The organism is Streptomyces sp. NBRC 109706, assembly GCF_000974485.1.
In the GTDB taxonomy this organism is placed as follows: domain Bacteria; phylum Actinomycetota; class Actinomycetes; order Streptomycetales; family Streptomycetaceae; genus Streptomyces.
The window spans coordinates 1-14,432 of the sequence record NZ_BBOM01000009.1 but is presented as its reverse complement, the minus strand read 5'-3'; the positions used below and the strand labels follow the sequence as shown (position 1 = coordinate 14,432).

Sequence of the window (14,432 nt, the reverse complement as noted above, 5' to 3'; positions counted from 1 at the left end):
CCTCTCACACCTTCTGTCTTGGTTGGACGGGCTGTCTGGTTCTGATCGGGCCATGGGCCCAGCGGGCGGTGCGGCGTGCGTGCTGCCGCAGCAGGGGTTGCATGTGGTAGGGGCCCGGCGGGCCGTCCTCCAACAGGCCGGTGTCGGCGAGCCGTTCGAGCATGTCGTCGCTTTCGGCGGGCGAACGGCCCAGCATCGGGGCGCAGTCGGCCGCGTCGAAGGCGGCGGCGTCCAGCTCGCCCAACGCCGCGTAGACGTCGACGAGTTCGGGTTCGAGTCGGCCGACGGCGCCGTCCAGCAGCCGGGCCACGGACATCCGTGGGTCGCCGGTCAGGGTGAGCCGGGCCAGCGGGTCCTCGGCGAGCCAGCTGACGCAGTCGGCCAGGGCCAGCGCCGGCCGGGTCTGGAGGCGGGCGGCGGCGATCACCAGGGCCATCGGATGGTGGCCGCAGGCGGTGGCCAACTCCCTGGCCGCCTCGGGCTCGGCGGCCACCCGTTCCGCGCCCAGCACGGAGACCAGCAGCTCGTCCGACGCGCAAGGCGCCAGCGCGGCCAGCCGGTGCACCCGTACGCCGTGGGTGGCGACCAGTCCCGCGAGGCCCAGGCGGCTGGTGATCAGCACGGTGTGCCCGGCGACCTCGGCCAGCACCGCGCGGGCCTGACCGGCGTCCACCACATCGTCCAGCACCAGCAGGGCACGGCCCTGCTGGTCCGACTCCTCGACAACGGCGGCCAGTTCGGCGCGCACCTCGGCCAACGGGCGGGCCGCGCCGTCAGGTTCGGACATCCGCACCAGCAGCTGGCCGCCGGGGAAGCGGTCCCGGGTCAGATGGGCGACCTGCCGGGCCAGGGCGGTCTTGCCGATCCCAGGGGCGCCGCAGATCAGTTCGGCGACCGGCGCGCCCGAGCCGCCCGGTGCCTCGGCCAACCGCCGGGTGAGCGAGGCGACTTCGGCCTCCCGGCCGCTGAACCACGGCACGGCGGGCAGCGCCGGCGCCGGCTCGCCGGACTCGGCCGGGGCGGGCGGCAGGGCGAGGCGTGCCGGCGGCTCGGCGACCGGGCCCAGATCCTCGCCGCGCAGAATGGACAGCTCCAACTGGCGGAGCGTCTGCGACGGATCGACGCCAAGACCCTCCAGCAGATACTCCTTGAACCGCCGGTACTCGGCCAGCGCCTCGGTCTGCCGGCCGGTGCGGTACAGCGCCTCGATCAGCTGCTCCCGGAACCTGCCGTGGTCGGGGTGGGCGCGGGTCACCGTCCACAGCTCCACCAGGGCCTGCCCGCACTGCCCCAGCGCCAGCCACAGATCGCACATCCGCTCCACCGCGCGCAACCGTTCCTCCACCAGGCGCGGCACCTCGTCGCGGTGCAGTACCTCGGAGCGGACGTTCGCCAGCACGCCGGTCTGCCACAGCCCCAGCGCCTCCCGCATCGCGGCGAGCGCCACCTCGGGGCCCTCCGCCGCGTGTTCCGCCTGGCGGACCCGCTCGCGGAACTCCACCAGATCGAGGGAGCGGGCGTCCGCCGTGATCCGGTAGCCGCCGGGGACCGCCTCGATGGGCGTGTCCACCACGCCGTGCTTGACGAACAGCCGTCGCAGGCGCAGCACACAGGTCTGGAGCGCGGCCCGCGCGGTGGCCGGCTGCTCGTCGCCCCAGACCATCCGCTGCAGATAGTCCACGGAGACGATCGAGTTGGAGTTGAGCAGCAGCGCGGCCAACAGGTTGGCGGGCTTGGAGGGTTGGAGCACGACGGTGTCCTGGCCGTCGGTGATGCTGAGCGGTCCGAGGAGTTGGAACCGCACGGGCCTCACCTCCCGCGTCCGGTGGGAGCGGGGGGAACGGCGGCTTCCTGGGGGCGGGTGGTGCGGGTGGTGCGGATTTCGGGGAGAGCGGGGAAGTGGGGCACGAGCGGTGTCGTCATGCGGGGGCCACCTGGATCTGCGAACGTTCTCCTTGTGGGGGCACCCCGACGCTACTCGCGTCGACCGGGCCTGGGCAGGGGCGATGGCGTCAGGAACCTGCCGCGCCTCGGCGCAGCTTGCTGTCAGATCCGGGCGAAGGGCAATGACATGGACGCGGCGAGTAGTTGAGGGGGCAACGAGAAGGCCCCGCCGCGCGTCGGGATGACACGTGACGGGGCCACATCCGGTTCGGTCAGGGGACGGTGACCACGGTCGCGGCGAAGGAGAGGCCGGCGCCGAAGCCGATCAGCAGCGCCAGATCGCCGGGGCCCACCTCGTTGCTGGCCAGCAACGCGTCCATGGCCAGCGGGATGGACGCCCCCGAGGTGTTGCCCGAGCTGGTCACGTCCCGGGCCACCACCGTGGACTCCGGCAGGCCCAGGCCGCGCACCATCGCGTCGATGATGCGCACATTGGCCTGGTGCGGTACGAACACGTCGATGTCCGCCATGGTGAGGCCGGCCGCCGCCACCGCCTTGCGGGCCACGTCGGTGACCTCGTACACCGCCCAGCGGAAGACCTGTTGGCCCTTCTGGGTGAGCGCGGGCCAGCGCAGTTCGCGGTCCTCGCGCAGCGCGTCCCAGGGCACGGTCTGGGTGACCGCGTCCGGCTGGGAGCCGTCCGCGCCCCAGACCACCGGGCCGATGGCCGGGGTCTCGGACGGGCCGACGAGCATCGCGCCCGCGCCGTCGCCGAAGATGATGGCGGTGGCACGGTCCTCGAGGTCCAGCAGGTCCGTCATCCGCTCGGTGCCGACGACCAGCACATACCCGCCCTCGGCCCGCACGGTGTGCGAGGCCAGCGCCAGGGCGTGGACGAACCCGGCGCAGCCGGCGGAGATGTCGAACGCGGCGGCCCGGTCGGCGCCGAGCCGGTGCGCGATGCCGGTGGCCACCGCCGGGGTCTGCCAGAGATGGGTGAAGGTGGCCACGATGACGCTGCCCACGGCGTCCGCCGCGATGCCGGCCGCCGCCAGGGCCTTCCCGGACGCGGCCACAGCCATCTCGGCCAGGGTCTCGTCCGGCTCCGCCCACCCCCGGGTGACGATGCCGGTGCGGGTGCGGATCCACTCGTCGGATGAGTCGATCCGCTCGCAGACCTCCTCGTTGGTCACCACACGGCGTGGGCGGTAGCCGCCCACGCCGAGCACCCGCGCGTGCGGCGCGCCGGCGGCGGGTGTGATCCGCGGCTTCATCTGGCTACCTCCGTGGAGATCCCGGCCTTGGCGCCGGGGAGGAAACGGGCTTCTGCGAAGCAGGGCGGGGGCGGCTGGTTCGCCCCCGAGGGGAGGGCACGTCCGGCGCCCCGTGTGCGGGACGGGGGCCGAACGGGCGACACGCGGTGCGGGCCCCCGGCTATGTGGCCCGGGTCGACAACCCGGCGTCCACCGCCCGCGTTCATCCGCGGGGCGCCGATCGCCGGCGGGCGGACCCGCATCGGCCGACGGGCTGACGTTGTCGGTCTGGGGAACTGCTGTAGGGCCTCAACGGAACCTTCCGGGCGGGCGATCGGCGACGAGAGAGAAACCCTACGGTGCGAGCCGGGGAAATCCCGTCTCCGTCGTTCCGGGACGGGGGCAACCGCGACTCCTTCCCGGGGTTCCTCAGGCGTAGACGACGCGGGCCAGTGGCTCCAGCCGGCCCTCGGTCAACAGCGAGCGACAGCGGAACCGTTGGATCTTTCCGCTCGGGGTCCTGGGCAGCGCGCCACGCGGCAGGAACAGGCATTCCGTGAGCGCCACCCCGGACTTCTCCAGTGCCGCCGCCGCCGCGTGGTCGGCGATGGGCTGGTAGTCCTTCGGCCTGCCCTGGGGTTCGATCATCAGCACCAGGCTGGGCAGACCCGAGGTGCCGACGTCCACCAGCGCGACGCAACCCTTGCGGATCTGGGGGTGGTTGTCGATGGCCGATTCCATCTCGGAGGCGTAGACCTTGCGTCCACCGACCGAGAGCATGTCGTCCAGCCGGCCCACCACATAGATCTCGCCCTCGTGTGTGAAGCCGAGATCGCCGGTGCGCAGCCGCCCCTCGGGGAAGCGGGCGGCCGTGCGCTCCGGATCGCCCAGGTAGCCCTCGGCGAGGCTGGGGGAGCGGACGACGATCTCGCCGACCGTGCCGGGCGCCCCCGTGTCCAGCGTGACGCCGGGCAGCGCCGGGCCGTTGGAGACCAGCCGGGTCGCCCGTGGATGGTCCTCGGCCACCTCGGCGACAACGCCGTCGACGAGGGCGGACCCGTCCAGCACCGTGCCCCGCAGCTCCTGGTCCCAGGGCTTGCCGCTCACCGCGAGGGTGGCCTCCGCCATGCCGTAGGCCGGCTGCAGCGCCGTCCTCGCCATGCCGTAGGCGCCGAACCGTTCGGTGGCCGCCCGCATCGTCTCCCAGTCGAGACGTTCGGCGCCGATCACCGCGGCCCGCAACGAGGCCAGCCCGCGCGGGAGTTCGGCCCGCCCCTGGGCTCGGGTCGCCAGATAGACGGCGGTGCTGGTGCCGGCGGTCATCGTCGACTCGTACTCCGACATGTCGCGGAACCACGTCCTGGGCGCCATCCCGAACCGCTCCGGGGTGGAGAGCACGAAGTGGAAGTCGTAGGCCCAGGCGTACAGCAGGCAGCCGAACATCCCCATGTCGTGGGAGAGCGGCAGCCAGGAGGTCACCGTGTCGTTGCCGGGACGGCCCCCGGTGAGGCTGAGGATGATCTCCATCTGGGCCTCGATGGCCCGGGTGGTCAGCGCGCAGCCCTTGGGGGTCGAGGTGCTGCCCGACGAGTACTGGACGAACGCCAGATCGTTCGGCCCCGGCGGGCTGGGCTCGAACGGGCCGGCCGGCGCGGCAAGTCCGCTCAACGTCCAGGGCAGCACGGGGAGGTCACTGGTGAGCCGGTCCGGCAGCAGGGCGCTGATCGCCTCGTCGGCCAGCAGCAGCGTCGGGTCCAACCGCTCGCAGAGCACCGCTACTTGCTGCCCGTACTCCGCGTCGCTCTGCCCCCGGGTCGGCAGCGGCAACGAGGCCACGGCGCCGCCGGCCAGCCAGATGGCCAGCAGGCCGCGCACCGTGGCGGGCGTGTTCGTCAGGATGGTGGCGACCCGGGTGCCGGGACGGACCCCGGCGGCCCGCAGCGAGGCGGCCAGGCCGTGTGCGTCGGCCACCACCGCACGCCACGGTGTGTGCTCGAAGTCCTCGCCCGCCCACACGTGCAGCACGCCGTGCGAGGAACCGTTGGTCAGTGATTTCCACAACTGCATGAAGGTGTCTCCCCGTTACTCGAAGCCCGGCCGCGCCCGTCGGCGGGGACTACTCGACGTCCACGACGGAGGCCGCGGCGCTCTGCTTGTCGCGTTCGGCCATCGGGGCCAGCTTCTGCTGGGCCTCCAGCAGCTCCTGCCGGTCCTGGTTGGCGCCGGAGACCCGGCTGATGCCGGCCTCGCGCATGGTCAGCCGCTCGGGGTCGATCCGGATGACCTTCCAGGCCAGCCCGGTCTTCTCCATGGACCAGATCAGGATGGCGCTCAGGTCGACCTCGTACCACTTCATGCCGTGCCGCGCCGAGCGGGGGAACGCGTGGTGGTTGTTGTGCCAGGCCTCGCCGAACGAGGGGATGGCCAGCCAGGCGACGTTCCTGGACTCGTCGGTGGTGGTGAAGCGCCGCCGCCCGAAGTAGTGGCCGACGGAGTTGACCGCGTAGGTCATGTGGTTGATCAGGAAGATGCGGACCAGGCCGCCCCAGAGCATGCCGGTGAGGAACGCCTGGACGTCGCCGCCGGTGATGGCGAAGGCGATGACGCCGGGCAGCACGACGCTGGCGGCCGTCACCAGCAGCAGGTTCTCGCTCAGCCAGCGCAGCGGCTTCTCCCGCACCAGGTCGGGGCAGTAACGGATCGGGTCCGAGGTGAGCTTGGTGTCGAAGAGCCAGCCGAGGTGGGAGTGCCACAGGCCGGCCATCATGCCCTTGAAGCCGGGCTCGAAGTCCAGGTGCGGGCTGTGCGGGTCGCCCTCCTTGTCGGCGACCCGGTGGTGCTTGCGGTGGTGCGCCGCCCAGATGATCGGCGGGCCCTGCCCGGCCATCACGCCGGCGGTGGCCAGCGCCACCCGGATCGGCTTGTGCGTCTCGAACGCGCGGTGGGTCAGCATCCGGTGGTAGCCGGTGGAGATCCCGAAGCCGGAGATGGTGTACATGATGACCAGCACCACGACGTCCGACCAGCCGAAGATGCTGTTCCAGAGCAGGACCATGGCGCCGAACACCGCTATCAGCGGTATCACGGAGGCGCCGAGGATGAACCAGCGATGACTTCTACCGTCCATGGCTTCTCGCTTTCCTGAGTCGAGGGAGAAACGCGCCGCGCAGCACGGGGAAGAGCAGCGCGCGTGGGGTGTTGCGGCCGACGAGGGCCTGGGCCTTGGCGACAGGGCCAGGGGTCACCGTTCGGCGACCACGGAACAGGGCGGTAAGGCCCGCCTCGGCGACCCGTTGGGGGGTGAGCCAGGCGAGGATCCGCTGCTCGGTGAGGCGCGGAATGCCGCCCGCGCCATAGAAGTTGGTGCGGGTCGGCCCGGGCGACAGCAGTGTGCAGCTGACGCCGGTGCCGCGCAGTTCGGCGTGCAGCGACTCGGCGAAGGTGTTGGCGAACGCCTTGGTCGCCGCATAGGTGGCGGCCGTCGGCACCGGCTGCAGGCCGGCCGTCGAGCCGGTGACCAGCACCCGGCCGGCGTGCCGCCGCACCATCCCCGGCAGCAGCGCCAGGGTGAGCTGGTGCAGCGCGACGACGTTGACCTGGATCTCGGCCAGCTCGCGCGCCGGATCGTTCTCCGCCAGCGCGCCGCAGGTGGGGAATCCGGCGTTGGCGCAGAGCACTCCGATGGGCTCGGCCGCCAGCTCCTCCACCAGCGCCGCCCTGGCCGTGGGATCGGACAGGTCGCAGGGCCGCACCCGGACTTCGATGTCCGGGTGCGCGTCGGTGAGTTCCTTGGCGAGCCGGGTCAGGGTGTCGCCGCTCCTGGCGACCAGCCACAGGCTGTGGCCGCGCCGCGCCAGACCTCGGGCCAGCCACTCCCCGATGCCCGAGGACGCGCCGGTGACGACCGCCCAGCTCATCGGGCGGCCCCGCCGAGGTGGGCCGCGAGCCGGCCGGCGGCGGCGCGTCCGGAGCGGGCGCACGCCTCGATGGAGACGCCCTGCAGATAGTCGCCGGCCAGTTCGAGCCCCGGCAGCGACACCACGTCCTCGTGCAGTCGCCGCAGGAAGACCGGATGGTGCGGCAGATAGCCGCTGTAGGCGGCCGGCCAGTGCTTGGTAAGGGTGTTGAGCCTGGTCGCGCGCGGCGCGCCCAGATGCTTGACCAGCAGCGCCTCGCTCTCGGTGGTCAGCTTGTCGATCCGTTCGGGCGTCGGGTCGACGAGACGCCCACCCCGGTTGCCGCTGTAGGTGTAGCGGACGATATGCCGCTCCTCCTTGCCGTACGAGCCGGCGTTGCTGCACGGCCCGTCGTCCATGGCGAGCGCCCTGACATCGCTGGTGAAGATCGGCTGGTCGTATTCGACCAGCACCACCGTGGACGGGAAGTACCGCACTCCGCGCAGCCGTTCGGCCATCGCCGGCTCGGTCTCGGCGACGATGGCCGCGGTGGCGTGGGCCGGCGTGGCCAGCACCACCCCGGCGTAGTCGTGGATCTCGGCGGGCGCCCCGGCCTCGGAGATCGCCAGCCCCGAGACATGCCCGCGCCGGTCGCGCACCAGCCGCTCCACCCGGGCCCCGGCCCGCACCCGCACCCGTTCGGCCATCGCGTCCAGCGCCGGCTGGATGCCGCCGGACAGCTGGTCGTAGTGGTCGAGCAGCATCGCCAGATTGGTGCCGAAGGTGCCCGGGTAGACCTCGTCGGGCTCGGCGCCGTTGTTGCGGATCACCATCGGGCGGATCAGCGCGTCCGTCAGCTCGGGGCCGAAGTAGGAGGCGAGCGGCGCGTTGTCGTGCCGGCGGGAGATCCGGCCGAAGTAGCGGGAGCCGAGGAAACGGTTGGACGCGTCGGCGCGGATCCGCACCGCCATCGCGGCCAGCCGGGCCAGGTCCCTGGGCGAACCCATCCGGCGGATGTTGCGCAGGGTCTGTCCCCGGCGTTCGCTGTCCAGCGTCAGCACCCGGCCGTCCTTGACGCGGGAGGCGTTGTAGCCGAACGACTCGTAGGAGTCGACGCCCAGCTCCGAGGTGAACCAGCGGAACGTTTCGTACCGGCGGCCGATGTTCTTGCCGCCCGTCATCACCGCCCGGTCCCCGAGCCGACCGACGCCGAACCGGCCGCCCAGCGTCTCGTCCGCCTCGATCAACTCCACGTCATGGCCGAGGAGTCGCAGCCGCAGCGCGGCGGTGAGCCCGGAGATGCCACCCCCGACCACGGCGACGCGCCGCCCGTTCTCCTGCTGGTCCTTGGGCATCGCTGTCAGTCCTCTTCTGTCGCGGTGGCCGCCGGAACGCGCCGGCCCTGACTGCGCCGGGGGTCGGGGAGCAGGTCGACCCGCCCCTCCACCACCGGCTTTCCGAACTGGCGCAGCACGACGGCGACCGGCAGCCGTCCCTCGTCGTCCGTGCCGTCGCCGACCTTGGCCTCGCAGACCAGATCGGCCTCGAACTCGGCGAAGTCCAGGAACTTGGCCGTGAGGCCCACCGCCAGGGCGTCGGCCGGGCGCGCGAGGCCCGCCGCGTCCGCCGCCGCGACGGCGGCCTGCCGCATCGCCTCGGCCATCAACGGGCCCGGGATGTGGTCGTAGTCGTGGTCGAAGAACGCGGGATGGCCCTGGTCGAGGGCGAGCAGCGGCTCGCCGCCCCCCTGGGCGTGCCGAGGCGTGCCGATCACCACGTTGCGGGGGATCGACCGGCCCACGGCCGCCGGGGCCAGCCGGGTCACCGGCGTCGCGCGCGCGGTGGCCACCGGCTTCTGGCCGCGCTGGAAGGCGCGGAACACGTCGTAGTCGGCCCGCGACATGAAGGCCAGTTGGGCGGTGAGCGTCATCGCCCGGCGCCCGGCGATCCCGATCGTCCCGGCCAGCCGCATCCCGGTCACATCGGCGCCGCGCCTGGACCGTTCGACGATCCGGTAGCGCGCGAAGCCCTCCAGCGGCGAACGGTCGTCGTCGCGGTAGGCCGCCGGGTCCTCGACCCGGAAGCTGATCCGCTGCAGGCTGAACGGCAGCCCCACCTCGACGCCGACATGCCGGTGCAGCATCACAAAGATCGCCTGCCGCGCGGCTTCGGCCGAGGCGAACGGGTCGTGGTGCGCCGGATCCCGGTCGGACCACAGGCTGTGCGCCCTGGGTATCTGGAACGACATCACGAAATCGTCCTCGCCCTCGCCGACCCGCGCCGAGTCGGCGACAAAGACCTCGCCCAGCTGACGGCGGTGCGCCAGCTCCCTCGGCACCGTCCGCTCGAAGCCGAGGTCCACCCCGGCGGGCAGCGGCGGCTCGTGGTCGGGGATGTTCGTCATGCGCTCAACTCCGTTTCGGCGTGCGGCGGAACGGGTGCGTACGCCGGCCGGCGCATCGCCCGCCGCCGGCGGATCTCGGTGCCGCCCAGGGCGCGCACCTCGGACAGCAGCGCGCGGCGCCCGCCGCCGCGCAGCAACAGCCGGCCGGTGGCGCCCGCCACCCGCCCCGGGGTGAGCACGCCCAGCACGCCCACCCGGTGGCTCAACAGGTCCAGCACCCGGCCGCCCTGTCCCCTGGCGTGCAGCCGCCGCACCACCTCGGGCACCACCGAGGCGATCGGGCCCGCCACGCCCAGATCGCTGGCCAGCCCGTAGTACTCGGCGTAGACACGGTCCCGCCAACGGCCGAACTCGCCGCAGAGCCTGTCGAGTTCGGCGTCCCGACGGTTCTCGGTCACGGCCCTGGTGACGGCCGGCGCCAGCCGTTCGGCCTGGTGGAAGGAGTCCCCGATGCCGCGACCGCCGGCCGGGTCCTTGAAGTGGCCGGCGTCGCCCAGCAGTACCCAGCCGGGCCCGGACGCCTCCCGGAAGTACCCGGAGAAGCGGCGGATGCCGAAGACCCGGCTGGCCCGGTTGGCGCCGCCGATCGCCTTGGCGATCGGCGCACAGCTCAGCGCGTGCGCCATCAGCGAGCCCTCCAGATCGTCGTGGAAGGTCTCGCGCTCGTGCTGCTCCGGCGAAACCCCCACGATATAGAGGCCGTTGTCGGCCGGGCCGCCCAACAGGTGCCGGTCGCCCCAGCGGTGGAAGACAAAGGTCGGCGCCTCGCCGGTGTCGGCACCCTCGAAGTACGTCCAGTAGTAGGCGCGTTCGTTCCGCGTCACGTGGTACTGCCGGGCGCCGGCCAGCCGGGCGACCGTGGAGGCGCGCCCGTCGGCGCCCACCACCAGCCGGGCCCGCACCGTCGCCTCCCCGCCGCCGCGTTCCGCCGTTCGCACGCCGACCACCCGCCCGTCGTCACCGCGCAGCAGGCCCCGCACCTTCACCCCGAGCCGGACATCGGCGCCGGCCTCCCGCGCGGCCTCGACCAGCAGCGGGTCCAGCACCTGCCGCCGCAGACAGGCGGCGCCGCCCACATCCCCCGGGCGGGTCGGGAACGGCAGCACCGCCCGGAAGTCCTCAAGGCGCATGTCGACTTGGTCCATCGTGGTGAGCCCGGCCGCCCGCAGCCGCTCCGTCAGCCCCAACCGGTCGAGAAACGCCAGCGAGTCCGCCTGGACGATGTTCGACGACAGGGTGAAGCCGATCGTCGTCGCCTGGTCCAGCACCACCACCCGCAGCCCGCCGCGCGCCAGCAGCGCGGCCAGCGAGGAGCCGGCCACCCGCGCCCCGACGATCACCACATCGGCGTCGCCGTTGGTGTCCGGGGCCGCGCCCGTGGATCCGCCGGCGCTCATGCGGCGTTCCACCGCACGGCGGCCGCCGCGGCGAAGTCCCCGGCGTGCGCGAATCCCGACATCGCCACCAGGTCACCGTCCCGCAGCTCGCCGGCGCGCGCCGCCCGGTCGAGGGTGATGGGAACCGCCGCGCCATAGAGGTTGCCCAGCGCGTCGAAGGTGTCCAGATGGTGCTTGGCGTCCAGCCCCAGGGCCTCCCGCCAGTTCTTCAGAAAGATCCGGTTGGGCTGGTTGGTCACCAGCACGTCGATGGCGGACGCCGACTCGCCCAGCTCGGCCATGAGTTCGTTGACCAGCTCGGGCACCAGGCTGTTGCCGCGCTGCAGGATCTCGCTGGTCTTCCCCTCGGCGAACGCGATGTCCATCTCACCCTCGCCCGGCTCCCAGTACCGCCGCCCGTCCTCCGTCGCGATGCCCAGATCGTCCGCGTAGGCCGGGATGGAACGGGTCACCACCCCCAGCACCGGGGAACGTCCGCCCAGCTCCAGATAGGCGACGCCACAGCCGTCGCCCGGCACCGCGGCATGCCCCTTCTTCCGCACGCCGGGCTGCGCGAACATCCGCCCGGCGGTGTTCTGCACATTGGCGATCAGCGCGGTGCGCGCCGCGCCGTCCGCCATGATCTTCTGCGCCAACGAGATCATGTACATGAAGGAGGCGCAGCCGGTGTTGTGCAGGTCGACCACCCACTCGGGGTCGATCCCCAACCGGTGCGCGGCCTGGGCGCCGACGCCCATGAACGGCTCGTCGGGCAACAGCACATTGGTCAGTAGCACATCCACCCGAGGCCCCTCGGGCCGGTCGCCGAGCCGTTCGAGGACCGGACGGGCGGCCCTGGCGATCATCTCGGCCGCCGTGTCCCCAGGACCGACGTGATGCCGGGTGCGCGGCACCTTGAACAGCGGCAACGCGGCCATCGGGTCCGGCGGAGCGTCCTCGTCCAGGAAGAAGTCGGGCTCCACCACCCGCTCGGGAAGCCAGCTCCCGAAGTCGGTTATGCCCAGCTGTGCCATGACGTTTCCTTTCCAAGCCAGTCCTCGACCGCGGCGGCGGCCCCGGGCGCGTCGTTCTCCAGCAGCGAGAAGTGGTCGCCGGGCACCTCGGTGACGGTGTCCACCGCCCGCCACGGCGGCCAGCGCGCCGCCGGTGCCTCGGGACCGCGCTCGGCGGTCAACAGCAGGGTGGGGACGTCGAGTCGGGGCACCTGGTCGGCCGCCCAGCCGTCGAGCAGCCGCAGATAGCCGCCCATGGCGAGCACCTTGTCGTCCGTCAGATCGACATAGGCGTGGTCGCGGTCCAGGATGTGCCCCATCGCCCAGCCGAACACCTCGGCGCTCACCGCCGGCAGCGGCTCATAGGTGTCGATCAGCACCACCCCGGCGACCGGACGGCCCGCGTCCCGCAGCGCACCGGCCACCGCGTGCGCCAGCACGCCGCCGATCGAATGGCCGACGAGCACCGGCGGCCCGTCCCCGGCCGCCGCCAGCGTCCCGGCCGCCAGCGCCGCCACGGCGGCCCGCCAGCTGTCGGGCGCAGGCGTGGGCGCCTCGCCCGGGCCGAAGCCCGGCAGATTGAGCGCGGCCATCCGGGGCCGCCGGTCGAACCCGGCGGCCAGCCGGGCGAACTGGTGCGGCCCCGAGCCGGCCAGGAAGGACGGCACCGCCACCAGCGTGGGCTCCGCCCGCCCGTCCGAGACCAGCACGCTCGCCGGCGGCCCCGCCAGCTCCGCCGGATCGGCGAACGTCGGGCGGTATCCGGCGGCGGCGGCCAACAGCGGTACGACGCCCGCCAGTTCACCCCGTTCATGGGCGGTGCGCAGCAGCGCGGTGAAGGTGCCGCCGGCCGTCACCGCCGGCGGTGGTGGGGCCTCCTGCCCCAGCAGCGCCCGCAGCCGTTCGGCCAGCGCGGCCGGCGTGGGGTGCTCCACCAGCAGCGTCGGCGGCAGATCGAGTCCGGTCGCCACCGTCAGCCGCTGCTGGAGCCGGACCGCGCCCATCGAGTCGACCCCCAGCTCCAACAGGGTGCGCTCCGGATCCACCACCTCGTCGCCGGCGAAGCCCAACACCGCCGCGACCTCGGCGCTGACCAGCGCGAGCGGATCGCCGGGCGCAACGGGTCCGGGAGTCTCCTCGGGGGCGGTCTCCGCGCCGGCAGTCGACCGAGGCCGTTCCGCGTCCGGCGTCAGCCAGTAACGACGGCGCTGGAACGCGTAGGTGGGCAGCGTCACCGCCCGGGCCCGCGCCGGATCGAAGAGCCCCGTCAGCTCGACCAGACCACGGGTGTACAGCTCGCCCAACGCCTCAAGCAGCGCCTGCGCCTCCGGCTGACGTGCCGGCAACGCGGCGGCCACCACGGCGTCCGCCGGCGCGCTCAGACCGTCCCGCACCAGCGCCGACAGCGTCCCGCCGGGGCCGACCTCAAGGAAGCCGACCGCGCCGCCCCGCTCCAGGGCCCGCACCCCGGCGAGGAAACGCACCGGCTGCTGGGCGTGCCGCACCCAGTACTCCGGATCCGCGACCGTCTCCGCGTCCCACAGCTCGCCCGTGACATTGGAGACCAGCGGGATCCGAGGTGTGCCGACCGTGATCCCCTGGGCGACGGTGGCGAGTTCGTCCAGCATCGGGCGGAGCAGACGCGGCGAGTGGAACGCGTGGCTCACCCGCAGCCGCCTGGTCTTTCGGCCGGCCGCGCGCCACGGCGCCTCGAACCGCTCCAACGCGGCCACCGGGCCCGAGACCACCGTCGACGAGGGCCCGTTCACCGCCGCCAGGGCCAGCACCGGGCCGTGTTCGTCCGCCGGCCCCTCGGCCAGCGCCGCCCGCACCTCGTCCTCGCTCGCCTGCACGGCGAGCATCCCGCCGCCGGCCGGCAGCGCCTGCATCAGCCGGCCGCGCGCGGCGACCAGGGCGGCGGCGTCCGGCAGGGTGAGGGCGCCGGCCATATGCGCGGCGGCGATCTCCCCGACCGAGTGGCCCAGCAGCAGATCCGGCGTGATGCCCCAGGACTCCAGCAGCCGGAACAGCGCCACCTCGACGGCGAAGAGCGCGGGCTGCGCGAAGCCGGTCTCGTCCAGCGCGTTCCCGACGGCCCCCGCGACGGAGTCGTCGGCGGCGTCCTCGGCGAACAGCACCTCGCGCAGCGGGCGCGGCAGTTCGGGGTCCAGCACCGCGCAGACCGCGTCCAACGCCTCGGCGTACACGGGGTAGGCGGTGGCGAGTTGGCGGGTCATGCCGGGGCGTTGGGAACCCTGGCCCGGGAGGAGGAACGCGGTCCTGCCCGCGGTGACCTGCCCCTCGGCGGTGTGGGGTGGGTTCTGGCCCTGGGCGTAGGTGTGGAGGGTGGTGAGGAGTTGGTGGGTGGTGGTGCCGGTGAGGGTGGTGCGGTGGGGGTGGTGGGTGCGGGTGTGGGTGAGGGCGGTGGCGATGTGGGTGGGGTGGGTGTGGGGGTGGTGGGTGGTGAGGTGGGTGTGGAGTTGTTGGGCTTGGTGGCGGAGGGTGGTGGGGTTTTTGGCGGTGAGGGTCCAGATGGTGGGTGTTTCGGGGGTTTGTGGGGTTTGGGGGGTGGTTTCTGTGGTTGTTATTGGTTTGGTGGTATTGGT

General features: G+C 73.0%; 10 protein-coding genes. All 10 read right to left on the bottom strand.

The genetic code is table 11. From position 1 onward, the window contains the following. Positions 1-4 precede the first annotated feature (4 nt). Entirely contained in the window at positions 5-1,804 is a 1,800-nt protein-coding gene (locus AOM46_RS19670) for an AfsR/SARP family transcriptional regulator (RefSeq protein ID WP_062213845.1), read from the bottom strand. Positions 1,805-2,156: 352 nt separating this feature from the next. Next, on the bottom strand, positions 2,157-3,158 hold the full coding sequence (locus AOM46_RS19665; RefSeq protein WP_062213843.1) for a beta-ketoacyl-ACP synthase III: 1,002 nt from the start codon (positions 3,156-3,158) through the stop codon (positions 2,157-2,159). A gap of 408 nt (positions 3,159-3,566) precedes the next feature. Then, complete coding sequence (locus tag AOM46_RS19660) at positions 3,567-5,204, bottom strand: AMP-binding protein (protein ID WP_062213841.1); 1,638 nt, start codon at positions 5,202-5,204, stop codon at positions 3,567-3,569. Positions 5,205-5,253: 49 nt separating this feature from the next. After that, a complete protein-coding gene (locus AOM46_RS19655; RefSeq protein WP_062213839.1) occupies positions 5,254-6,264 on the bottom strand; it encodes an acyl-CoA desaturase in 1,011 nt (336 codons plus the stop codon). Then, positions 6,254-7,054, bottom strand: coding sequence for an SDR family oxidoreductase (locus AOM46_RS19650; protein ID WP_062214354.1), 801 nt, complete (start codon positions 7,052-7,054; stop codon positions 6,254-6,256). The genes AOM46_RS19655 and AOM46_RS19650 overlap by 11 nt, the downstream gene beginning before the upstream one ends. Then, positions 7,051-8,388, bottom strand: coding sequence for an FAD-dependent oxidoreductase (locus tag AOM46_RS19645; protein ID WP_062213836.1), 1,338 nt, complete (start codon positions 8,386-8,388; stop codon positions 7,051-7,053). Before AOM46_RS19645 ends, AOM46_RS19650 begins: the two co-directional genes overlap by 4 nt. Positions 8,389-8,393: 5 nt before the next feature. After that, complete coding sequence (locus AOM46_RS19640) at positions 8,394-9,437, bottom strand: AfsA-related hotdog domain-containing protein (RefSeq protein ID WP_062213834.1); 1,044 nt, start codon at positions 9,435-9,437, stop codon at positions 8,394-8,396. Then, positions 9,434-10,834, bottom strand: coding sequence for an NAD(P)/FAD-dependent oxidoreductase (locus tag AOM46_RS19635; RefSeq protein WP_062213832.1), 1,401 nt, complete (start codon positions 10,832-10,834; stop codon positions 9,434-9,436). Before AOM46_RS19635 ends, AOM46_RS19640 begins: the two co-directional genes overlap by 4 nt. Further along, a complete protein-coding gene (locus AOM46_RS19630; protein ID WP_062213830.1) occupies positions 10,831-11,847 on the bottom strand; it encodes a 3-oxoacyl-ACP synthase III family protein in 1,017 nt (338 codons plus the stop codon). Before AOM46_RS19630 ends, AOM46_RS19635 begins: the two co-directional genes overlap by 4 nt. After that, positions 11,829-14,258, bottom strand: coding sequence for an alpha/beta fold hydrolase (locus tag AOM46_RS19625; protein ID WP_267887816.1), 2,430 nt, complete (start codon positions 14,256-14,258; stop codon positions 11,829-11,831). The genes AOM46_RS19630 and AOM46_RS19625 overlap by 19 nt, the downstream gene beginning before the upstream one ends. Positions 14,259-14,432 lie beyond the last annotated feature (174 nt).